This is a genomic window from Nocardia sp. NPDC051929 (assembly GCF_044548645.1).
GTDB classification, from domain to species: domain Bacteria; phylum Actinomycetota; class Actinomycetes; order Mycobacteriales; family Mycobacteriaceae; genus Nocardia; species Nocardia sichangensis.
Window position 1 is genome coordinate 182,769 of record NZ_JBIUCG010000014.1, and the last position, 22,796, is coordinate 205,564.

Consider the following 22,796-nt stretch of genomic DNA (forward strand, 5'->3'; position numbering starts at 1 on the left):
AATGTCGCTCATTCACGGCGGAGTGCGGTTCACCCCCACCCGCGCCGGGATCGTCAACCTGTGGGACTACCGCGACCAGGAGTTCTGTTTCGCGGACGGCAGATTGGTCCTGCGCGGGCCGAACGGGTCGGGCAAGACCAAAGCGCTGGAGGTGCTGTTCCCCTTCGTTCTGGACGGACGGATCGAGCCGCGCAGGCTGAACCCGTTCGCGGGCGAGGAACGCACGATGAAGTCGAACCTCCTCTACCGCAAGCAGGACTCGGCCTACTCCTATGTCTGGATGGAGTTCGCGCGCGGTCGCTGGGAAGACCCCGAGGCGGTCACCGTCGGCATCGGCATGCGCGCCACCCGTTCCTCGGACAAGGTGACCCGCTGGTATTTCGTCGCCGACGGCCGGGTCGGGATCGACTTCTCCCTGATCGGCCCCGACGATCGGCCGTTCACCCGCAAGCAGCTGGCCGAGCAGATCGGCACCGACTCGATCGTCGACCGGCCGGTGGACTATCGCAACGCGATCGACGCGCGCATGTTCGGCCTCGGGACGCAGCGCTACGACCAGCTGATCAATCTGATCCTCACGCTGCGCCGCCCGCAGCTGGCCAAGAACCTCGACCCGCGCGGTTTGTCGCAGGCGCTCACCGACGGCCTGCGCCCGCTCGACGAGCAACTGATCCTGGACGCCGCTCGCTCGTTCAGCGATATGGAGGAGGTCGGCAGGACCCTGGAGGGTTTGGTGCACGCCGACACGGCGACCAGGGCTTTCGTCGAGGTGTATCGCAAATATCTTGCGGTTCAAGCGAAGACGGATGTCGACCAGGTGCGGGCGCGGCTCGACGCGGTGACCCACGCGAGCACCGCGCTGTTCGCCGCCACCGCGCTGCGCGAGCGCAGGGAGACCGAGCGTGCCACGGCCGAGGCTCGGGCCGAGGACGCCGACCGCGCCTACGAGCAGGCCATCGCCGACCGGGAGAATCTCCAGCGTTCCAGCGCCTACGAGGGTAAACAGCAGCTCGACGACCTGGCCGACGCGGTGCGTCGCCTGGAGACCTCGGCGGGCGTGCACGCCGACAAGGCGCTCAAGTCCCGCCAGACCCTGGACCAGCGGACCCAGGAGGCCGAGCGCGCACGCACCGCGGTGCGCACCGCCGCCGCCGCGCTCGCCCGCGGCGAGGACGATCTGCGCGCCGCCGCCGAGGAGGCGGGGATCGCATGGACGCCGCTGCCGGAGTCGACGCGGGCCGAGCAGCTCACCGCGGCGGTGCGCGGGCACGCCGAGGAGCGCGACGTCGATGTGCGCGCGGTGCGCAAGGCGGTGGGCGCGGTGGATACCGCTGCCGCCGAACGCACCAGGGCCGAGCGACTGGCCGAGCGCGCGCGGGAACTGCGTGATGCCGCCGCGGCGGAGGTCGCGCACGCCGAAGCGACGGTCGCCTTGACCCGTTCCGAGGCCGCGGCCGCGTTGCGGACCTGGTGGGACGAGCACCGCGCGGTCTACACCCCGGTGCGCTCCGGCCTGTTGGAAGCGCTGAACTCGGCGCTGGCCGAGGCCGGTTCGGATGCGCCCACCGTGGCCGAGGTGCTGGCCGATCGCACGGAACCCCTGCTCGAGGAGATCCGCACCCGCCGCCAAGAGGCACGCGCCCAGGTGGCCTCGGCCACGGCACACGTCGAGGAGCTGACCGCCGAACTCGAGCGGGTCGCGGCCCGGCGCGACGACGCGCCGCCGGTATTCGCGGGCCGCTCCGGCCGGACCGGTGACCGGTCCGGCGCCGCGCTGTGGCGGCTGGTGCGCTTCGCCGACGACGTGCCGCCCGAGACCGCCGCGGGCATCGAGGCCGCGCTGCACGCCGCGAATCTGCTGGACGCCTGGGTGTGCCCGGAAGGCGAGCTGCCGCCGGACTACGAATCCGATCAGTTCCTGCTGCCGCTGCCCGCATCGGACCGCCCGGCCGGTCGCACGCTCGCCGACGTGCTTATCGTGGAAGACGATTCGGACACGCTGACGGTGCCGCGGCAGGTCGTGGCCGATGTGCTCGCTTCCATCGCCCTGCACGAGGACGCGGGCGAGCCGAGCGGCGCGGTGACGATCGGAGCGAACGGCGCGTTCCGGCAAGGCGTGCAGATCGGCCGCCACCGCAAGACCGACGCGGAATTCATCGGCGCCACCGCGCGAGCCAGACGCCGCGAGCTCCGCTCGGCCGAGTTGACCGCGGCCGTGGCGGCCGCCGAGGCGGACCGGAGCGCCGCCGGACAGCGGGAGGCCGCCGCCACCGCCGAACTCGCGCGAATCTCCGCCGCCGCCAAAGCGCTTCCGCGTCCGACCGCGGTGACCACGGCGCTGCGCGCGGTGTCCGAGGCCGCGGGCGTGCTGCGGTCGCGTGCGGAGGCCGCCGCCCACGCCGAGCGCGAACTCGACCAGGCGGTCGCGGACGTGTCCGCCGCGGAGAAGAAACTGCGCGCCGCCGCCACCGCACACCGCACACCGCGCACGGCGCGCGAGATCGACGCCCTCGCCGCCGCCATCCGGCACTTCGAGAACACCGGCACGGGATTGTTGCGGTTGCGCGGCGACCACGAGCGGGAACGAGAGCGCGAACGCGAAGCCGACGACCGCTTGACCGAAGCCACCGACCTGGCCGAGGCGTTCGCGGAAGAGGCCGAGGCCGCGCGCACCGGATACCAGGAGCAATTGCGCAAACTGGAGACCCTGCGCGATGCCCTCGGCGCAGGCACGGCCGACATCGACCGCGAATTGGAGCAGGCCCGGCAGCGGATCGAGGCGACCAAGGTCGAGCAGAAGGCCGCGCGCAAGGCCGCCAACCAGGCCATCGAGGCGGTCGGCGACGCCGAAGCCGCCTACCGTACCGCGCACGAGTCGCTGGCCACCGCGCTGACCGAGGTGCTGGCGGAGGTGAAAGCCCTCGCGCCATACGCTCAGCCGGATCTGCTCACGCTGCTCGGCGCCCCCGCCGACGGCCGCTGGCCCAGCAGCGACGCCGCGTGGTCGACGCCCGAGCAACTGCTGTACCGGATCGCGACGGCGGGGCCGGAGGCATCACCGCGGGTGCTGCCGGACGAAGTCGCCGCGCTGTTCGACAGCCTCTCGGCGGCCACGGCAGCGGTGCGCGTGAGCGAGGCGACGCGCAAGTCCACCCGCACGGCGGTGACCGGGGCGTTGCAGGAGTTCGACGCGGCGTTGGCCGGCTCGGGCCGCGATTACCGGTTGCAATGGGACGCCGCCGACGGCCTCACCGTCGTCCAGGTGCACGACGAACACGGGGCTTCCGCGCTGGCCGACTTCGCCGCCCGCGTCGACGCCGCCCGGCGGGATCAGGAACTGCTGCTCACCGACGCCGAGCGCCGCATCCTGGAGGATGCCCTGTTGACCGGCCTGGCCCAGCAGATCCACGAACGCACCAGCGACGCGCGCGATCTCATCGCCAGGATGGGCGCGGAGATGAAGCAGCGGCGGATGTCCTCGGGCAACACCATCGGCGTGCACTGGGTGCTGGCCGACAGCCTGTCCGACGCGGCGCGGGCAATGTGCAAGCTGCTCGACCGGGACGCGTCGGCGCTGACCGCGGAGGATCTCGCGGCGATCCGGGCGCACTTCGCCTCCGAGATCAGGGCGGCGCGGGCGGCGCACCCGGAACGCTCCTACCCCGAGATCCTGGCCGCGACCCTGGATTATCGCACCTGGCGGGTGTTCTCGTTCACTTTGATCTCCGCCGACGGCAGCGAGGACAAGCTCACCGTGGCCAGGCACAGCGCGCTGTCGGGCGGCGAGCAGTCGGTGTCGCTGCACCTGCCGCTGTTCGCCGCGGCGCACGTCATGCTCGATTCCGCCGACCCGCAGGCCCCGCGCCTACTGGCCCTGGACGAGGCGTTCGCGGGCGTCGACGACAACGGCCGCAGCGAATTGCTCGGACTGAGTGTGCAATTCGACCTCGATCTGTTCATGACCGGCTACGACCTGTGGATCACCTATCCGCACGTCCCGGCGTGCGCACACTATGACTTGGCGCACTCGGCGGCCGAGAACACCGTCAGCGCGACACTGCTGGTGTGGGACAGCGGCGACCTGCTCGCCGAACACGACGGAACGGATCTCACCGCCGCGCTCGGCTCCCCCGATCGGCGCAGGCTTCCCACCACGATCGAGGGCGGGCTGGAACTCACGCCGGTGAGCTGATCGCCTCCGGGCCGGGTTGATCGACGGCTCGGTCCGGGAGGTCGCAGCAGGCCGCGTCGAGCAGGGAACGACTACGGGCGGGATCTGCTCATCGACGGCAGTCTGCCCACCGCCGTTCCCGACCCGGCGGTCCAGCGCGCCGCAGCAGCGGCAGTCAGCGTGCGCGGCTGGTTCCCACGCCGGTCAGCTCGCGTACGGGATGGGCGATTCGCAGCGCCGCCAATGGTTTTCGAAGTGGTCGTATTCTGCCGAACCGACCCGATCACCGCACGCTGGCGTCGGGCAGCATGGGCGGGCACGGTGTGCCCGGCGCGGTCTGCAGCTCGAAATGCCAGTACTCGTTCTCGAACGAGCGGCAGAGCCCCCATCGGTAGCCGTTCGCCTCGAGCCACCGCGCGCCCTGTTGCGGACCGACATCGACGGCGTCTCCGGACACGTGGGTGGACTCCTCCGGCGGCAGGACCCAGCGGCGCGCGTTGTCCGGCCCGTAGGTCGCCACACCGTCCTCCCACAGCGCCTGCTGCTCGGCGGGCGTCCGGTACCCGGACGTGATGGACAGCGGCACCCCCTGCGCGTGCGCCTCGCGTTCGGCCAAGGTGTAGGCCAGCGCCAGCTTGGGATCGAGCCCTTCGGTCCCCGTCGCCGAGCCCACCGACTCGCGCTGCTCGATGGCGACTGCCATGTCGGCCTGCGCTTCCCCCGCCGAAAAACCGACCGCGACCAGCGCCGGAAGCACTGCCACCGATAGTCCCGCCGCCACCCGACTCCGCCCAGCATTCCCGAACACCATGCGCCGATGCTATCGCTTGCGATCACCTATGCCGGATATGCCCCGATCGCAACGCGCTCCCGCGCTAACGGCGCAGGACTTTCGCGGTGACCGGCGCACGGCAGGAGGCAGGTCGCCGCCGCACCGGAGCCGGCTCGGCAGCCCGGGCGGTGCGGGAGCTTCACGCGGATGCGGTGATCGTGTCCTTCGCGAGCTCGCGGTAGTACTCGCTCGACGCCATCAGCTCGTCATGGGTTCCGATCGCTTCCACACGTCCGCCGGCGAGCACCACGACACTGTCCACGTCCCGAATCGTCGAATACCGGTGGGCGGCCACGAGAACGGTGCAACGTCCGCGCAGTTCGCGCAACGTCCGCAAGACAGCCGCCTCGCTGATCGGGTCCAGGTTCGACGTCGGTTCGTCCAGCAGAAGCAGGTCGGGCTCGGTCAGCAACGCGCGCGCGATCGCCAAACGCTGCCGCTCGCCGCCCGACAGGGACTGTCCGTGCTCGCCGACCTGCGCGTCCATGCCGCCGTCGAGCCGGGCGAGGACATCCTCGAAACCAGCGAGCTCGACCGCGCGCTCGACCTGCCGCTGGGTGGCGTGCGGATGAGCGTAGGTGAGGTTCTCCCGCACCGAACCGTGCAGGATCGGAGCGCCTTGCTCGACGAAGGCGATACGACGCCGATAGGGAGGCAGATGGAGGCGAGACACGTCGTGACCATCGAGGAGGATCACACCACCATCGGGCTCATAGAAACGCTCGATCAGGGACAACACCGTGCTTTTACCACTGCCGGATCGACCGACCAACGCGACTTGTTCGCCACCCGGCACCGTGAAAGACACTTCGTCGAGCGCTCGGCGTGACGACTCATAGGAAAAGGTGAGCGTACGGAGTTCTACCGTGGCCGGTCTGCGCCGCCCATCGTGCACCACCGCCTGCCCCTTCCCGAGACCGGTCAGCGTGGCGCGACCCTCGGTACCGGTGTCGTCTTCGATGTCGACCCGAAGCGCTTCGGCGACGCGCTGGAACGCACCCATCCCTTTCTGTATCGATCCCAGCAGCGAGATGGCGCCGGCGAGCGGTGTGGCCAGAAATGTGGCGTACAGCAAGAACCCGACCAGTTCACCGACTTCCATCCGATCGCCTGCCACGCGAATACCACCGATCAGCAGCAGAGCGAGGAACGACCCATTGACCGCCGCCGAACTCGCCGGGCGGATGATCGCCTCCATGCGCGCGGCGCGGACACCGCTGTGCAACGCCTCGGCCGCCTTCGCGGTGAGGCGAGCCGCTTCCCGGTCCTCAGCCGAATTCGCGCGCACCGTTCGCAGTGAACTCAGGGCTCGTTCGGTGTCGGCGGCGAGTTCTCCGACACCGGTCTGCGCGCTCTCCGAGGCGGTTCTGATCCCCGCCAGAGCAGCCGCCACCAGCAATCCTGCCGTGGCGATGGTGACCAGGGTCACCACGGTCATGAACGGACTGAGCCAGACCATGGCCGCCAACGCCGTGATCGCCGAGACCACCGCTATTCCCAACTGCACCACGCTCGTCACCGCGTGCTCGCGCATCGCCGAGGTATCGGCGCCCAGTCTGGATGTCAGATCCCCGATCCGCATACGGTCCAGTGCCGGCATTCGCACCCGCAGCAAGCGCTCGACGACACGCGCACGCAGATCGAATACCACTCGTTCGCTGGTGCGCGATACGAGAAAGTCGCCGCAGGTCTCGAACAGCGCCTGTGCGACGAACACCACGATGAGCAATGCCACGAGCCCGGCTATCGCGTGCCGACCGGCTACCGCGTCGATGATCCGCATGGTCACCCAAGGCTGCACGAGGCCCGCGCCGGTACCCGCCAACAGCAGCACGGCACCGGCACCGACTTCCCTTGCGTGCCGCCGCAGTAGAGCGACCAGATCGCGATACCGAACTCGGTCTTCGCGCCGCAATTCCGACACTTCACCCCCCTGTGTCCGACCGATGAAGCAGATATCGATCTACTGCCATAGTCGTACGGTTCAGGGTAGGCGAACAAGTTCATTCCGGCTTCGAACGGTGCGTGGGCGGACAAAACGTCCGCTTCCGCCTCGGCGTGTTGTGAGACACAAGATCGACTTCAGCCGGGGCATCCAACTAGCGCACTACTCCACATGCAGCGCACTGCACGTGTGGACAACAGTCAGCGAATTCCACAGAAAACTCCACAACTTGGGATAATGTCCATCTGCTATGTCCGTTATGCGGCCAATTGTCCTCTTGCGGCAAACATTTCGCCCATCCTGGAACGAGTGATGTCCACAATCTGTGGATGTGTTGTGGATCACTACGGCATCAACCTGCTACCAATCGCGAATTGGCCGCCGATAAGCGACTTTTGGGTGATTTGTGCCCTGTCGTGGACAACCGGAGGGATGAGATCGAGCCTCCGCGAGAAACTTTCGCGAGGCGATGTGTCCCTTTCGGCCGGTATGTCAGGCATACCCGGACCAAGGCATCAGCACGGATATATTCCGCGAATCCCCGCGATCCGGGCGCGGCGAACCATTTCGAGCCTTAGACACACCGCGGGCGGCCGTGGCTCGCGCCGCCAGCCGCCCGTGAATCGGGTGAATCATCCACAGATGTCGGGAATTTCACATTCCCTCCCCAGTCATGTGAAGATCGGCCGCATCAGACGATACGGACCGGCCACACTCCCGGCGGGCCGCCCAGCGCGCTCGGACGCGACGGCGGCGCGGTCATCCGCACACCTGCCCGGCGAATCGACTCCGCCGCTTCCCTGTTGCGCGCGATCCGCTCCAGGATCTCGCCGCCGTGCGCGCGGGCATACGCGAGCGCCAGCCTGATCTTGCTCGCGTGCAGGTCCGATTCGGCGCTGAGCACGGCGATCCGGCGTTCCAGCGGTCCGTCCAATTCGCGCAGGCGCGCAACGACTTCCCAAACCTCCGGACCGGCCGTCAGCGCGGCGCGCCGGTCGTGCAGCGGGCCGCGGAAAACGATTCCGGGGTGGTCGAGCTGGTCGACGCCTTCGTGGATCAGCCGATCGAGCAGTGTGGTACAGCTGGTTCCCTCACGGGCAGCGCGATCGGCCAACCGGGAGGCGGCCGACTCGGTGATACACAACGCCGTCGGTACTGGCCTGGACGTGCTCATAGCTCTCCTCGACCTGCATCGGTGCGGAAATCGACGAAGTTCTTCGCTAAGCGTGCTCGCTGCGACCGCACCACCGCCCCGGTGATCGGGGTGACATCGTCGTGTCCGGGCCTGCCGAGGCAGGCCCGGAGAACGACTCAGACGCGCTCTTTGGAGCGGGTGCGCACGCGCAGCGCGATCGGCTTCTGCGTTTCGGCGAAGAAGTCGTTGCCCTTGTCGTCGACGACGATGAACGCCGGGAAGTCCTCGACCTCGATCTTCCAGACGGCTTCCATGCCCAGTTCGGGGTATTCGAGCACCTCGACCGACTTGATGCAGTCCAGCGCCAGCCGCGCCGCGGGCCCGCCGATCGAACCGAGATAGAAGCCGCCGTGTTCCTTGCACGCCTTGGTGACCTGCGCGGAACGGTTGCCCTTGGCGAGCATGACGAACGAGCCGCCCGCCGCCTGGAACTGGTCGACGTAGGAGTCCATCCGGCCCGCGGTGGTCGGGCCGAACGAGCCGGACGCGTAACCCTCCGGCGTCTTGGCCGGGCCCGCGTAGTAGACGGCCATGTCGCGCAGATAGTCCGGCATCGGCTCGCCCGCGTCGAGCCGCTCCTTGATCTTGGCGTGCGCGATGTCCCGGGCGACGACCAGCGGACCGGTCAGCGAAAGCCTGGTCTTCACCGGATATTTGGACAATTCGGCACGGATCTCGTCCATCGGCCGGTTCAGGTCCACGCGCACCACGTCGCCACCGAGGATCGCGTCGGTCTGCTCGGGCAGGTACTGCGCGGGCTCGCGCTCGAGCTGCTCCAGGAACACACCCTCGGCGGTGATCTTGGCCAGCGCCTGCCGGTCGGCCGAGCAGGACACCGCGATGGCGACCGGGCAGCTGGCGCCGTGCCGGGGCAGGCGCACGACCCGCACGTCGTGGCAGAAGTACTTGCCGCCGAACTGGGCGCCGATACCGAAGGACTGGGTCAGCTTGAAGACCTCTTCCTCCAGTTCCAGATCACGGAAGGCGTGCGCCGACAGCGAGCCCTCGGTGGGCAGGTTGTCGAGGTAGTGCGCGGAGGCGTATTTCGCCGTTTTCAAAGCGAACTCGGCGCTGGTGCCGCCGATCACGACAGCGAGGTGGTACGGCGGGCAAGCCGCGGTGCCGAGCGAGCGGATCTTCTCGTCGAGGAACTCCAGCATCCGCGCGGGGTTCAGGACGGCTTTGGTCTCCTGGTACAGGAACGACTTGTTCGCCGACCCGCCGCCCTTGGCCATGAACAGGAACTTGTAGGCGGGGTTCGCCGGATCGCCCGCGGTGGAGTACAGCTCGATCTGCGCGGGCAGGTTCGAACCGGTGTTCTTCTCCTCCCACATGGTGATCGGCGCCAGCTGCGAGTACCGCAGATTCAACTTGGTGTAGGCGTCGAACACGCCCCTGCTGATCCATTCCGCGTCGTCGGCGCCGGTCAGCACGCCCTCGGACTTCTTGCCCATCACGATCGCGGTGCCGGTGTCCTGGCACATCGGCAGGACGCCGCCCGCGGAGATGTTGACGTTCTTGAGCAGATCCAGCGCGACGAAGCGGTCGTTGCCGCTGGACTCGGGGTCGTCGATGATCTTGCGCAACTGGCCCAGATGCGCCGGACGCAGGAAGTGACTGATGTCGTGCATCGCCGTTTCGGTGAGCAGCCGCAGCGCCTCCGGGGCGACCTGCAAGAAGGTGCGCCCGTTGTGCTCGAACGTGCTGACGCCCTCCGTCGTGAGCAACCGGTAGGGGGTATCGTCCGCGCCGATGGGCAGCAGGTCTGAATAACGGAACTCCGGCGCGGTCACCAGTCGCACTCCTTCGAACGGGCCCGAACACCGCGAACGGCCGGGCTGGTCACGAGCACAGCGAGCCTAGTCACCGCCGCGCACGCCCCTGCTGGTTAGGCAACCCTATCTCGGACAGTTGGCCAGCAAAGGTTGCACGTTCAACCCCGGTGATGCTACCTCTCATCTCTGAGAAAGCGTTCGGGCGGCCGAGTCCGGCCGCGCGCGGACCGTTCCGCGCCGCACATCGCGACACGGAACGATCTTGGGACAAATCGGAGTTTGGAGCGCTGTCGTGACCGATCCCCAATGGCTCGATGACGTCGAGATGCGCGCCTGGCTGGGCTTCGTGCGCACCCGCGACCTCATCGCCGCGGCGGTCGGGCGGGATTCCACCAAGGAGTCCAACCTCACCTACGTCGAATACTCGGTGCTGGCCTATCTGGCCGAGTCGCCGGACCACCGGCTCACCTTCGCCGATCTGGCGGCCAAGCTCGAGTGGTCGCAGAGCAGGCTCTCCCACCAGATCACCCGGATGGAGAAACGGGAGCTGGTCGTCCGTGAGCCGATCCCCGACGACGCCCGCCGCACCGCTGCCAAGCTCACCCCGTTCGGCGCCGATGTGCTCACCGACGCCGCGCCCGCGCACGTGCAGAGCGTGCGCAGGCACATGATCGACATCCTCGATCGCCAGCAGCTCGCCGCCCTGGCCGACATCTACGACACCTTGCTCGCGCACCACCGTCGGGCGGCGGCCGAGAACTGACCGCTCAGGCGGGCGTGGCCGCGTGGTCCGCCGGACCGCTTGCCGCGGAGCGGTTTTCGGGCAGCCCGAGCGCTCGCTCGAACCCGGCGGGCACCACCACGTCCGAGCGGTCCAGATCGCCGACGCTCGTCTTGCGCAGACCCAGCAGCGCGGAATCGATGCCGCCGCGCAGGATGTCCAGCACGTTCTCCACGCCGGCCTGCCCGTTCGCGGCCAGCCCCCAGAGATAGGCGCGACCGATCATGACCGCCCGCGCGCCCAGCGCCACGGCCTTCACCACGTCGCTGCCGCGCCGGATGCCGCCGTCGAGCAGCACCTCGATCTGCGCGCCCACCGCGTCCGCCAGCACCGGCAGCGCGCGGATCGCGGCGGGGGTGCCGTCGAGATTGTTGCCGCCGTGGTTGGACACCGAGATCGCCGCCACACCCGCGTCGACCGCACGCAGCGCGTCGTCCACCCGCATGACGCCCTTGAGCAGCACCGGGCCTTCCCACTGCTCGCAGACCCAGCGCACATCGGCCCAGTCCGGCGCGGGCGTGCCCATCCATTCGCCGTAGGCGCCGAAGAAACCCGGCGCGGGCGCGTCGCCGATGGCCATGTTGGGCGCGGTGAGATCCGGAATGCTGCCCGACCGCGCATAGGTCGCCAGCCACCGGGGACGCGCCAGGGTCTGCGGCGCGAACTTCAGCATCGTGCGCAGGTCCAGCTTCTCCGGGATGACCGGGCTGCCCCAGTCCCGCCCGTGCGAGAACGACCAGTCCAGCGTCAGGATCAACCCGACCGCGCCGGCCCGCTTTGCCCGGTCCATCCGCTGCTGGATCGCGTCCTTGCCGCCACACCAGTACAACTGGAAGAAGGTCGTCGGGTTGGCCGCGATCACTTCTTCGATCGGCTTGCTGGCGAACGAACTCAGGCCCATGGCGATGCCGCGCGCCGCGGCCGCCCTGGCGACGGCGACCTCACCGTCGGGATGCACCGCCTGCACACCGGTCGGCGAGATCAGCACCGGCATCGAAAGCTGTTGCCCCAGTACGGTCGTGGACTGGTCGCGCGCGCCGATCGGCCCGGCCACGTGCGGCGCGAAACCCAGTTCGGTGAACGCCCGCTGATTGTCCTCGATGGTCTGGCCGCGCTCGGAGCCTGCGATCAACGCGCCGTACACCGATTTCGGCAGGCGCTTCTTCGCCCGCCGCTGCGCTTCGGCGACGGTCTCGAACCACGGGTTCATGTTGCGGTCCTTTCCGGGGAGTTCTCCGGCCACCAGTGCCGGGTTCGGTCGAGCAGGTCGGTGCTCAGGTGATCGAGCAGTGCCGCGCCCTCGGCGGCGGTCGCGCCCGCCGGGTCGCCGAGCACGCCGTTGGCGCTGACCGCGCGCACTCCGCCGCTACGCAGCAGCGGCAGCAGTTCGGCCAGCGGGCGGGTGTCCCCGGCCGCGGCGCGGTCGGCGTGCACTCGCTCGGGCGCGAGGGCCAGTTGCAGCGCCGTCTCCGAGCGGCCCGCGTGCGGGTCGCCGTCGAAGCGCGGCAGGTACACGCGCACGTCACGCGATTCGGCGCGCAGCAGATCCTCGGCCCGGCGCAGCGGTTCGATGTTGCCGCCGTGCCAGTTGACCAGCAGGATCCGCTCGAAGGCTTCGGTCGCCGAGCGACACAGCTCGACCACCAGCAGTTCCAGCGCCGCCTGCCCGATCGACAGCGTGCCGGGAAAGCCCGCGTGCTCGCCGCTGGCGCCGTACGGGATCGCCGGTGCGGCGAGCACGTCCGCGCGCGCCGCGGCCAGCCGGGCGCACAATGCCGCGGCGATGTCGGTGTCGGTGGACAGCGGCAGATGCGGGCCGTGTTGCTCGGTCGCGCCGACCGCGACGGCAAGGATCGCACCCGCGGTGGCGCGCACGCCCGCCTCGGGCCAGGTGAGATCCGCCAACATGCGGCGAGATTATCGTCAGTCACTGACAAAATCAAGGGCCGTGGCGGCCGAGCACAATCGAACAATGCTGGAGAACCGGGCCAGGCGCGGCCGCCCACGCGGCACCACCAAACGCGAACTCGAACTGATCGCGATGCGACTGTTCAGCGAACAGGGCTTCGACGAGACCACCGTCGAGCAGATCGCCGTCGCCGCCGGCATCAGCGGACGCACTTTCTTCCGGTACTTCCCCACCAAGGCGGAGGTGCTCTGGTCGCAGTTCGATGATGAGGTCGCCGCACTGCGCGCCGCGTTCGCGACGGTGCCTGACGATGTTCCGATGATGACCGCGGTGCGCCGAGTCGTGGTCGAAGCCAACAAGTATCGCGCCGAGGACGTTCCGGAACTGCGCACCCGGATGCAGTTGGTCGCGAACATCCCCGCGCTGGCCGCCACCGCGGGCGCGCACTACGACGCCTGGGAGCGCGCCGTAAGCGCGTTCGCTGCGAGCCGGCTCGGCGAACCCGAGGACGGGCTCATCCCGCTCGCCGTCGGCCGGACCACGCTGGCGGCGGCGCGCGCCGCGTTCGACGCCTGGCTGACCCGCGCGGACGCGGACCTCACGGTGTATTTGGACGAGGCGCTCGCAGCGCTGGAACGCGGATTCGCTACGGTGCGGTGAGGCACTCCCGCACTCGAACATCAGGCGAACAACCGGCAGGTTTCGTCGGCGACTCGGGTGGGGTATGACTAGGCTCGGAATCGGCACGCGCCGAATGCACACAGATCCCGACTGAACCGTCGAAAGGGGCAGGAGTCCATGTCCGAGGTGTCCATGAGCCTTTCGGCGGATTCCCTGACCGCGGGACCGATCGATCAATTGCTCCCGCAACTCGTCGAGCACCTGCGCCAGAACCGCACCGCGCTGCGTGAAGAGTGGGCCCGCCGCATCGCCGACGCCCAACTGCTCACCGCCATGACCCCGGAGGAGATCTTCTCCGAGGCGACCTCGATCTACGACGGCTACGTCGACGTGCTCGAGACCGGTAGCGTCGAAGCGCTGCAGGCGTACGCGCGGGACCTGTCCGAACGCATCATCCCGAGAGGCGTCGAGACCGACGAGGTCATCGGCATCGTGCTTCTGCTGCGCGACGTGCTCGCACGCAGCCTTTTCGAGAAGTACCAGTCGGACTTCGAACTCCTCAACAAGGTGCTCGACGCCTACGAACCGGCCGCCAACCGAATCGCCAACACCGTGACCGTGTCCTTCGTCCAGGAGCGCGAGCGCGTCATCCGGCAGCAGCAGGAAGCCATTCGCGAGTTGTCCACGCCGGTGCTGCAGGTGCGCGAACAGCTGTTGATCCTGCCCATCATCGGCGTGCTGGACAGTCAGCGCGCCCGCCAGCTCACCGAGCAGTTGCTGCGCGCCATCCGGGCCAACCGCGCGAAGGTCGTCGTCATCGACATCACCGGTGTCCCCCAGATCGACTCCACCGTGGCCAACCATCTGGTGCAGACCGTCGACGCGTCCGGCCTGATGGGCGCGAACGTGATCATCACCGGGTTGTCCTCGGAGATCGCGCTCACCCTGGTCACCATCGGCCTGGATCTGTCGAAGATGAACGCGGTCGGCGACCTGCAGGGCGGTATCGAAGAAGCGGAACGGCTGCTGGGCTACGAGGTTTCCCGCGTGACCGAACGGGTCACCGAACGCGACGGCCGCTGATCGGGCGCGCCACATGCCGGTTCCGATTCTCAAACAAGGGACGTATCTCATCGCGTCGGTGCAGTCGGCGCTGACGGACGCCGATACCGAGCGCCTGCAGGACGACCTGATGAAACAGGTCAGCAAATACCGGGCACACGGCATCATCGTCGATGTCACCGCGATCGACGTGATGGATTCGTTCGCCGCGAGATCGTTGCGTACCATCGCGCACATGACGCAGCTGCGCGGCGCCGAAACGGTGATCGTCGGTCTGCAACCGGAAGTCGCGTTCGCCATGGTGCAGCTCGGTCTCACCTTCGAGGACATGCACACCGCCCTCGATCTGGAAGAGGGACTCGCCTGGTTGGACCGCAAGATCCCAGCCCGTCGCCAGCGAGACGGTCGTGACAGTGGCCGCTGAGAACGTGGTGATCGCGGTCAGGGTGTCCGGAGACATCGTGACCGCACGTCAAGCCGGACGCGAACTGGCAGCGAAACTCGGATTCACCCTCACCGACCGCACGATGATCTCCACGGCGATCTCCGAGATCGCCCGCAACATCACCAGTTACGCGGGCAGCGGCGAGATCCGTCTGCTCGTCGACGACCGGGAGGGCCGTCAGGCCCTGGTGGTGCAGGCCGAGGACCAGGGGCCCGGCATCATCGACATCGCCAGAGCATTGGAGGACGGCTACTCCACCGGACGCGGGCTCGGGCTCGGTCTGCCCGGCGCCCGGCGGTTGATGGACCGGCTGACCGTGGATTCCGCGCCGGGTCGCGGCACGCTGGTGGAGATGTGGAAGTGGGTACCGAACGGTGCATGAGGACGGGTTCATCGGCCGGATCGAGTGGGCGGTGGCCGGACGCGCACTGCCGGGTCAACAGGTCTCCGGTGACCGCGGTGTCGTCCTCGACGCCGGTGGCGGTACCGTCCTCTTCGCGGTCCTCGACGGGCTCGGACACGGCGCCGCCGCGGCGGACGCGGCCGATCGCGCCGCACGGGTGCTGTCGGAGAACCGCGCCGAACCGCTGGACGTGCTGATGGTGTTGTGCCATCGGGCGATGGCCGACACCCGGGGGGCGGCGATCTCGCTGGCCCTGTTCGACGAGGGCGACACGGTGCGCTGGCTCGGCGTCGGCAATGTCGAATCGCAGGTGCTCACCGCGGGTCCGGCGGGCAGCCTGAAGGTGCACGCCACCGTCCTGCTGACCGCGGGCATCGTCGGCTATCGCCTTCCGGCCAACCTCCAGCCGCAGTCGGTCGCGGTCCGTCCCGGTGACCTGCTGTTGATGTCCACCGACGGTATCGTCACCGAATCCGCCTCGGCCATCGATCTTTCCAAGTCCACCGCCGACATCACCGCCGACATGCTCGCCCGGCACGCCAAGGACACCGACGACGCGCTGGTGCTCGCGGCGCGGCACCGCGGTGCGGGGGGGACGGCCAAATGAGCGCCCTGCTGGCCGACTTCCTGGACGACTATGGCGATGCGCTACGGCGGCACATGGATTCGCCGACCCAGGCCGGTCTCGCCGAGGGCTACGAGCTGGGCAGGCGGGCCCTGGTCGAAGGCATCAGCCTGCTCGACCTCACGGAGAACCACTTCCGCGTGGTCCAGGAAGCGGAGGAACAGCGACAGAAGGACGCGGCCACCGAGGGCCGCGAACTCGCGGCACGCCTACCGGAAACCGCGCTGGAATTCCTGTTGCAGACCCTGGTTCCGCTGGACATCGCGACCCGCGGCTATCTGGACGGCACCCGCCGCTACGAGCAGCAGCGCACCCGCGCCGACGATCTGGCCGGACGCGACGCGTTCCGCACGGCGCTGGTGGAATCGCTGCAGGACGGCTTCTTCGTCGCCGACGCGCAGGGCACCATCATCGAGGTCAACACCGCCTTCGGCGCCTTGACCGGCTACGGCGCCGCGGGCATCCCCTATCCGCTGCCGCATCCGTGGTCGAGCCCGGACGGTCCGCGCTATCCCGACCTCGGTACCGAGGCACAGCGCTTCGTCATCCCGATCCGGCACCGCGACGGGCGCAATGTATGGCTCGCGGTGAGCACCAGCGCCCTGATCAAGCCGGAGGACAACGAGCGGATCTTCGTCGGCACGCTCCGCGACATCACCGCCGAACACGACGCGCAGGCGCGCGACCAGGCCGCGTCCCGGCTCGCCACGGCTGTCGGCGCGGCCACCAGTGTGGTCGAAGTGCTCGCCGTCGGGCTCGACGAGCTGCGCCGTACCGTGGGCGCGGAAACCGCGGTGGTGGCGGTGTGGCCCAGCCGCAACGCCGTGCCAGAGGTGTACGTCTCCGGCACGGGCGCCGACCGCACTTCGCACGACGGCGCCGCGTCCCTCGACGACGGGTCGCGCGCCCTGCTGGAGCGGGCCAGACGCAGGCCGCCACGCAGCCTGCTGGCCATTCCGGATGGAGCCGAGAGCTCCGAGGGCATCGTCGCTCCGCTCGGCGAGACCGGCGACGCGGCGGTGTGGTTGCGCTTCGCCGCACCCCGGGCGATCAGTGCCGCGGACTGGACGCTGTTCTCCCTGTTGATCGGTCATCTCAGTCTCGCCGTGCAGCGGGCGCGCAACTTCGACCAGGCCCGCGCCACCTCGCTGACCCTCCAGCGCGCCATGCTCGGCCCGATCGATCTGCCGCCGCGTTTCTCGGTGCACTACGAGCCGGCGCTGCCGCCGCTGGAGATCGGCGGCGACTGGTACGACGTGGTGCCGCTGCGCGACGGCACCATCGGCGTCGTGGTCGGCGACTGCGTCGGTCGTGGCTTGTCCGCCGCGGTCGTGATGGGACAGCTGCGAACCGCCGCCCGTGCGCTGCTGCTGCGCGGCGCGGGACCTGCGCAGCTGCTCGCCGAACTCGACACCGTCGCCGCTCGCATCCCCGGCGCCATGTGCACCACCGTCTGCGCCGCCGTGCTGGACCCGGTGCGCGGTCTGGTCCGCTACAGCAGCGCCGGTCACATGCCACCGATCCTCGCGGACGTCGCCAGGACCGGCAGGCTGCTGGAAGGCGGGCGCTCGGTGCCGCTGGCGACCTTCGATCCGCCGCGCAGGCCGGAGGCCACCACGGCGCTCACACCCGGTTCGACCCTGGTGCTGTTCACCGACGGTTTGGTCGAACAGCGCGGCGTCGACATCGACGAGGGGTTCGCCAAGATCGCCGCGGTCCTCGCCGACACCTCGGGACGGCTGCCGCGCGAAGTGGCCGACGCGGTGCTGTCGCGCCTGCGGCCGTCCGCGGGGTACGACGACGACGTCGCCATGGTGGTCTACCGCCAGCCGCCCGCGCCGCTGCGGCTGGACGTGCCCGCGCGCGCGGACGAGCTCGCGGCCCTGCGGCGCACGCTGAAGGGCTGGCTGGCCGCCGCGGCGGTGCCGCACGACCTGGCCGCCGACCTGGTCGCGGCGGCCAACGAGGCGTGTAGCAACAGCATCGAGCACGCCTACCGCAACGACGACACCGGCCGGGTGCGGATGTCGGCCACCTGCGACATCGACACCGTCGTCATCGTGGTCGCCGACGCGGGCGGCTGGAAGCCACGGGCATCCGATCCGGGGTATCGCGGCCGCGGTATCGACATGATGCGCGCCCTGACCGAGGAACTCGACATCGACCATTCGGAATCGGGGACGACCGTGCGGATGTCGGTGACGCTGCCCGCGATCACCTTCCCGGTGGCCAATCCGTTGCGCGGGACGAACCGGCGCGTTCCCGGCTGAGGACCCGCCTTGCGCTGAGCGCAGCGGCGGGCCGAACTCCGTAGATCCGGTATTGCATGCCCCGATACGGGTTACCGGATTCCGCCCATTCGCTGACGATCATGCAGAACGCGCCGTCGAACCTGCTGTCCGGGTGGACATAACAACCATAGAGGCGCGGCACGATATCGGGACCGCCCGGCGCCCAGAAAGATCCTTTCACCGGGCGGTAGGTCCAGGCTGTGCGCCAGTTGTCGGTGATCCTCCTGGCCACCTTGACGAAGGCACCGTAGGCCCCGGCGTCGAATCCCGACATCACCCAATTCCCTTGGATCCGCCGCAATCCGATCTCGCCCAGTTTCGTGTCGTCGGCCAGGATGCCGAAACGCGGATCGCCGCCCGGATCCCGGCCCCAGCCCCAATCCTGTCCGTTCCAGCCCCATCCTTGCCAGGCCGCCGGGTCGATGAGCGCGGCATGGCTCTCGCGTACTCGCCACAACAGCATGTTCTTGTTCCTGGCCAGTCCGCCGGTGGAGATGACGTAGACGTAGCCGTCGCCACCGCGTTCCCACGAGATCATCGTGCGTTTACCGCCGTAGGCGCTGGTCGACCACCGCACGGCGGTATCGGTCCAGCTCTCGCCGTTGTCGTCGGAATACCGGATCTCGCACCACCGCTCGTTCGCCAGTCCCTGGGTGACCATCACCCACAGATAGATCCGGCTGCCGATGGTGATGGCGTCGCAGGGCAGAACCGTGGAGTACTGGGGATTGTCGTGCGGGTAGTCCCATAGTTGCCGGGCATCCCGCGCCGCCGATCGGAATTCGATCGGTGCGGACATGTCGTGGGTGCCGCTGCGCAACAGCATCGGGGAACGCCAATTCGGCCCTCCCACCGCGGGTTCGGCGCCGGAGAACGTGTCACCGAGCAGGTACCCGATCTCACCGCTCGGCATGCGGAAGGGGATGAACAGATCCGACCCTCCGATGTCGGCCATCGGCAGCGGGTTCAGGTTTGCGATCTTGGGCATCGCCGGATCCTGTCGATTCTCGGAGCGTCGCTGATGGATCGGCTCGTAGGGATCACCGCGAGTGTGCACGGGCTGTACACCAGTATCGGCTGCCGATGGCTGCGACGTTGCTGATTCGGGCGGATGAGGGCACGCGAGAATGCGGAAACCGACTGTGCAGGTTGTATTCCGGCAGCTCGATGCGGTGACAGGCCGCGCTATAGCGGTGGCTTAGGCCGCTTTTCGGGTGCCGCTTCGGATGTGCACGGTGTTCGCCGACGGCTGGGAACGCGCGGGATCAGCTGGTGCCGATCGAACGACCCGACGGTGTCGATTCCATCGGGCCGCGGATCCCCGATGACGTGCGGGCGTGCCGTCGCCGCGGTGCGATTCCGCGCCGGTGCGACACCCTCGGCGCGTAGACCGGCCATCACCGCTCCGGACGCCGTGTTTGGGCGGCCGTACAGCGGGTAAATCGCGCACTGCCATACCGGGCCAGCACACCCACGGATCGGACGGAAGGTATGTCCGAAAGAGACACTCCCGACGAAGAACATCCCGCCCCCGATGCCGCGGACAGCGGACACAGCGGCGACATCGCACAACCCCACGGCACCGACGAATCCGGTCCGATCGTCGCCGCCGAGGCCGAAGCCGCCCGTGCGCGCAGTGCGGAGTTCCCCCTGGGCCGACCCGGGCGTCCCTTCGATCGGCGCTCGCCGTTCATGATCGGGATGACCGGAGCCGCCGGCGTCGCGGTGACCTACGCCGCCATTCGCACCGTGCTCGCGGCGGGCCAGACGCTGATCCTGATCGTGGTGGCGTTGTTCCTGGCCGTCGGGATGGAGCCGTTGGTGTCCCGGCTGGTACGGCCCCGGTTCCCGCGCTGGGCCGCGGTGACGACGGTCTACCTGGTCGGGCTCGGCCTGTTCGCCGGATTCCTCGCCGCGGCGATACCACCGCTGGTCACGCAGGGTGAGGCACTCGCGCACAACGCGCCCGATTACGTCACTCACCTCGCCGACCGCTATCCCTACATCGGCAGCCTCGACCAGCGATTCCACCTGCAAGACCGGCTGCGGCGAACACTCGAATCGGACTCCTCCGGCTTGACCACCGGGGTGCTGGACGCCGGGCGCGCGGTGTTCTCGATCGTCAGCAGCACGGTCGTCATCGCGGTGCTGACCGCCTACTTCATGGCGAACTTCACCCGCGTGCGCGCTTCGGTCTACCGGCTCTTCCCCCACTCGCGCCGCTCCCGCGCCATTCTGATCGGCGACGAGATCTTCGCCAAGGTCGGCGGCTACATCCTGGGCAACCTGGTCATCTCGCTGATCACCGCCGTCCTGACCGGCATCTGGCTGCTCATCTTCGACGTGCCGTACCCACTGCTGCTGGCGGTGCTGGTAGCTGTGCTCGACCTGATCCCGATCGTCGGTTCGACGCTCGCCGGGGTGATCGTCGCGCTGGTCGCGTTGACCGTCTCCCTGCCGGTCGCGGTGGCGACCGTCGCGTTCTTCATCGCGTTGCGCCTGTTCGAGGACTACGTTCTGGTGCCACGCATCATCGGCCGCGCGGTGCACGTACCCGCGCTCGTGACCGTGGTGGCGGTGCTGCTCGGTGGCGCGTTGCTCGGGATCATCGGGGCGTTGCTGGCCATCCCCGTCGCCGCGGCCGTCCTGTTGATCATGCGCGAGACCGTCCTGCCCTCACTCGACGAGCGATGAGCGAGACCGGGTGGCGGCCACATTCCCGGTACCTCGGTATCACCGTGTCCGGCGCAGCATGCGGATGACGGCGCTGTCGATGACCGCCCGCTCCGCGTCGGGGGATCCGGCCCGCTTCGCGCGCCGCAGCGCCGCGGCGACAGTCGTACCGTTCTCGAAGGCGGTCACCACCCGTGGATCGACATAGGACGCCTGGGCGACGGCGGGGGTATTGCCGAGTGCGGCTGCGACCTCGTCCATGACGTCCCGGACCGCACGCTTGCGCGCACGGAGGTTCGACGGCCGTTCCATCGAACCGAGCGCGGCCGCGGCCAGGACGGTCGCCTGCCAGGTGCGCAGGTCTTTGACGCTGCACTCGCAGGCGGCGAGTTCTTGGAAGCGCGCGTTGATGTCGTCGGCGCGCAGTTCGCCGTAGCGGTCGCCGTCCCGATACACCAAGAGCCGATCGGATTCCGTCCTGCCGCGCTGCAGTGATCGAACGGCTTTGGCCAGCAATGGGTCTCGGACGCTCACTCGTCGCCGCATACCGCCCTTGGCGCGATAGTCGAAGAGCATCTGCTCCCCCGACACCCGGACCTGCTCGCGCAGCAATGTCGCGACTCCCCTGGTGCCGTGCTCCTCGGCGTACTCCTCGCCCCCGACCCGGAACACTCCGCGATCCACCAGATCGATGGCCACCGCTTCCACCCGCCGCCGGGCCGAGCCGCGCAGGGCGAGATCCTCCCGGACCTGCGCGCGGACCTCCGGCAAGCGGCCCGCCAAGGCCAGGACCCGGTCGAACTTCTCCTCGTCTCGCTCCTTGCGCCACTGCTCGTGGTACAGGTACTGGCGGCGGCCCGCGGCATCGACGCCGACGGCTTGGATGTGACCGTTCTCGTGCGCGCAGATCCACACCTTTCGCCAGGCCGGCGGAATCGCCAACCCGCGGACGCGCTCCAGTGTCGCGTCGTCCCGCACCGGTTCGCCGTGCACGGTGCGATAGCCGAACCCGCGTCCACGCCGGACGCGTCGGAGTCCGCCGTCGTACGGTCGGCTACGACGCAATCGCATGCTCACATCACATAGCTGCCCTGTCCTGGACGGGCGAAACAGTTCGAGGCGCCGGGACCCGGCAGGACGACCCGGCGCGGCACGTGTTCGGTGATCCAGCCGGAGAGTTACGGGGCCGACGGGACGAAGGGCTGGTTGACGGTGGTGAAGTACTGCACCAGAGCGGCGACGGCGATCGGCGCGGTGACGAAGAGCTGACCGGCGAGTGTGCCCAGAGCCCCCACGGCCAGGATTCCGCCCAGACAGCCGACGGCGGCGGCCGGGATGAACGGGCCGAACATGCCGACGATCGTCGCGGCCGCGACGGTCGCTCCCGCGATGCCGCCGAGCACGCAGCCGACCAGGCCGCCACCGAGGCCACCGGCGACGGTGCCGATCGCGGCGCCCGTCGCGATGGTGTCCTTCAGCCGGGTGAATGCCGCGACCTCCCGCTCATACGGCGTGCGCCAACGCGCCGAGTCCTCGAACGGCAGGGCGACCGGGCGGTACGCCGCGTGCTCGAGGTCGAACAACGGTGTGAGCGTGGCGGTCCGGCCGCCGATGTCGGCCGCGATCGGGAAAACGAAGTCGTCGACACGGAATTCCAGCGGCGTGCCCGCGAGCACGGTGCCGTCGTTCGCCGCGATCGCGAACACTCCGTTCTCGGCCTGCAGCGAGCCGGAGTCGATCCGGACGACCACGCTCTCGGCGGAAGCGGTCGCGGTGTAGTTCACGGCTTGCCCACCGGCTTCCGGTGGTGCGGCGCCTACGTTTCCGGCCGGAACGCAGGCAATCGCGACAGCGAGCGTCGATATCGTGGCGATCTTGCGCACAACCATGTCCGTCAGTCCTGCCGCACCGTGCCCAGCACGGCCCCGCAGTTCGCGTCGACGGCGGCCGCCGCGAGCAGCCCGCGCCGACCGGGAAGTACGCGGCGAATAGCGACTTTCATAGGAAAACCTCCTGCGGGAATAGGGATCTCGAAGACGAAGATCACCTTCGCAAGCGAAGGCTTAAG

At 68.9% G+C, this 22,796-nt stretch carries 18 protein-coding genes; 9 read left to right on the forward strand and 9 right to left on the reverse strand.

Annotated elements, in window-relative coordinates; genetic code table 11:
* Nucleotide 1 precedes the first annotated feature (1 nt).
* Nucleotides 2–4,192, forward strand: coding sequence for a TIGR02680 family protein (locus tag ACIHAX_RS20445; protein ID WP_397279036.1), 4,191 nt, complete (start codon nt 2–4; stop codon nt 4,190–4,192).
* A gap of 262 nt (nt 4,193–4,454) precedes the next feature.
* On the opposite strand, the gene ACIHAX_RS20450 is transcribed toward ACIHAX_RS20445, so the two are convergent.
* The 4 genes from ACIHAX_RS20450 to ACIHAX_RS20465 form a co-directional block, all read right to left on the reverse strand.
* Nucleotides 4,455–4,874: a M15 family metallopeptidase gene (locus tag ACIHAX_RS20450; protein ID WP_397279106.1), complete on the reverse strand. Its 420-nt coding sequence runs from the start codon at nt 4,872–4,874 to the stop codon at nt 4,455–4,457.
* A gap of 268 nt (nt 4,875–5,142) precedes the next feature.
* Nucleotides 5,143–6,927 (reverse strand): ABC transporter ATP-binding protein, encoded by a 1,785-nt coding sequence (locus ACIHAX_RS20455; protein WP_397279038.1) that lies wholly within the window; start codon nt 6,925–6,927, stop codon nt 5,143–5,145.
* A 712-nt stretch (nt 6,928–7,639) separates the two neighbouring features.
* On the reverse strand, nt 7,640–8,122 hold the full coding sequence (locus tag ACIHAX_RS20460) for a hypothetical protein (protein WP_397279040.1): 483 nt from the start codon (nt 8,120–8,122) through the stop codon (nt 7,640–7,642).
* A gap of 137 nt (nt 8,123–8,259) precedes the next feature.
* Nucleotides 8,260–9,936, reverse strand: a complete 1,677-nt coding sequence (locus ACIHAX_RS20465; protein WP_356962016.1) for a fumarate hydratase — start codon at nt 9,934–9,936, stop codon at nt 8,260–8,262.
* 274 nt (nt 9,937–10,210) lie between these two features.
* Between ACIHAX_RS20465 and ACIHAX_RS20470 the strand changes: the two genes are divergently transcribed.
* The gene (locus ACIHAX_RS20470; protein ID WP_355077485.1) at nt 10,211–10,681 is read left to right on the forward strand and encodes a MarR family winged helix-turn-helix transcriptional regulator; all 471 of its coding nucleotides are present in this window, start codon (nt 10,211–10,213) and stop codon (nt 10,679–10,681) included.
* Between the two features lie 4 nt (nt 10,682–10,685).
* Here ACIHAX_RS20470 and mftD read toward each other — a convergent pair whose 3' ends face one another.
* Nucleotides 10,686–11,909, reverse strand: coding sequence for a pre-mycofactocin synthase MftD (mftD, locus tag ACIHAX_RS20475; RefSeq protein ID WP_364428399.1), 1,224 nt, complete (start codon nt 11,907–11,909; stop codon nt 10,686–10,688).
* Nucleotides 11,906–12,607 (reverse strand): mycofactocin biosynthesis peptidyl-dipeptidase MftE, encoded by a 702-nt coding sequence (mftE, locus tag ACIHAX_RS20480; RefSeq protein ID WP_364428402.1) that lies wholly within the window; start codon nt 12,605–12,607, stop codon nt 11,906–11,908. The genes mftD and mftE overlap by 4 nt, the downstream gene beginning before the upstream one ends.
* Before the next feature lie 64 nt (nt 12,608–12,671).
* Between mftE and mftR the strand changes: the two genes are divergently transcribed.
* From mftR to ACIHAX_RS20510, 6 genes are all read left to right on the forward strand, one after another.
* A complete protein-coding gene (gene mftR, locus ACIHAX_RS20485) occupies nt 12,672–13,268 on the forward strand; it encodes a mycofactocin system transcriptional regulator (RefSeq protein ID WP_364428405.1) in 597 nt (198 codons plus the stop codon).
* A 138-nt stretch (nt 13,269–13,406) separates the two neighbouring features.
* On the forward strand, nt 13,407–14,312 hold the full coding sequence (locus tag ACIHAX_RS20490) for an STAS domain-containing protein (RefSeq protein WP_039798458.1): 906 nt from the start codon (nt 13,407–13,409) through the stop codon (nt 14,310–14,312).
* Nucleotides 14,313–14,325: 13 nt separating this feature from the next.
* Complete coding sequence (locus ACIHAX_RS20495; RefSeq protein WP_039798459.1) at nt 14,326–14,715, forward strand: STAS domain-containing protein; 390 nt, start codon at nt 14,326–14,328, stop codon at nt 14,713–14,715.
* Nucleotides 14,705–15,118 carry an ATP-binding protein gene (locus ACIHAX_RS20500; protein ID WP_051020806.1) on the forward strand — a complete coding sequence of 138 codons (414 nt, stop codon included), beginning with the start codon at nt 14,705–14,707 and terminating at the stop codon, nt 15,116–15,118. The genes ACIHAX_RS20495 and ACIHAX_RS20500 overlap by 11 nt, the downstream gene beginning before the upstream one ends.
* Nucleotides 15,111–15,746 (forward strand): SpoIIE family protein phosphatase, encoded by a 636-nt coding sequence (locus ACIHAX_RS20505; protein ID WP_355077479.1) that lies wholly within the window; start codon nt 15,111–15,113, stop codon nt 15,744–15,746. The genes ACIHAX_RS20500 and ACIHAX_RS20505 overlap by 8 nt, the downstream gene beginning before the upstream one ends.
* A complete protein-coding gene (locus ACIHAX_RS20510; protein WP_355077478.1) occupies nt 15,743–18,034 on the forward strand; it encodes a SpoIIE family protein phosphatase in 2,292 nt (763 codons plus the stop codon). The genes ACIHAX_RS20505 and ACIHAX_RS20510 overlap by 4 nt, the downstream gene beginning before the upstream one ends.
* Here the strand turns inward: ACIHAX_RS20510 and ACIHAX_RS20515 are convergent.
* On the reverse strand, nt 17,979–19,043 hold the full coding sequence (locus ACIHAX_RS20515; protein ID WP_356962009.1) for a DUF4185 domain-containing protein: 1,065 nt from the start codon (nt 19,041–19,043) through the stop codon (nt 17,979–17,981). The genes ACIHAX_RS20510 and ACIHAX_RS20515 overlap by 56 nt on opposite strands.
* 503 nt (nt 19,044–19,546) lie before the next feature.
* On the opposite strand from ACIHAX_RS20515, the gene ACIHAX_RS20520 reads away from it, so the two are divergent.
* Entirely contained in the window at nt 19,547–20,749 is a 1,203-nt protein-coding gene (locus ACIHAX_RS20520; RefSeq protein WP_364428413.1) for an AI-2E family transporter, read from the forward strand.
* Nucleotides 20,750–20,788: 39 nt separating this feature from the next.
* Here ACIHAX_RS20520 and ACIHAX_RS20525 read toward each other — a convergent pair whose 3' ends face one another.
* Nucleotides 20,789–21,799 carry a DNA topoisomerase IB gene (locus ACIHAX_RS20525; RefSeq protein WP_397279045.1) on the reverse strand — a complete coding sequence of 337 codons (1,011 nt, stop codon included), beginning with the start codon at nt 21,797–21,799 and terminating at the stop codon, nt 20,789–20,791.
* 107 nt (nt 21,800–21,906) lie between these two features.
* Nucleotides 21,907–22,617, reverse strand: a complete 711-nt coding sequence (locus ACIHAX_RS20530; protein ID WP_364428419.1) for a hypothetical protein — start codon at nt 22,615–22,617, stop codon at nt 21,907–21,909.
* Nucleotides 22,618–22,796 lie beyond the last annotated feature (179 nt).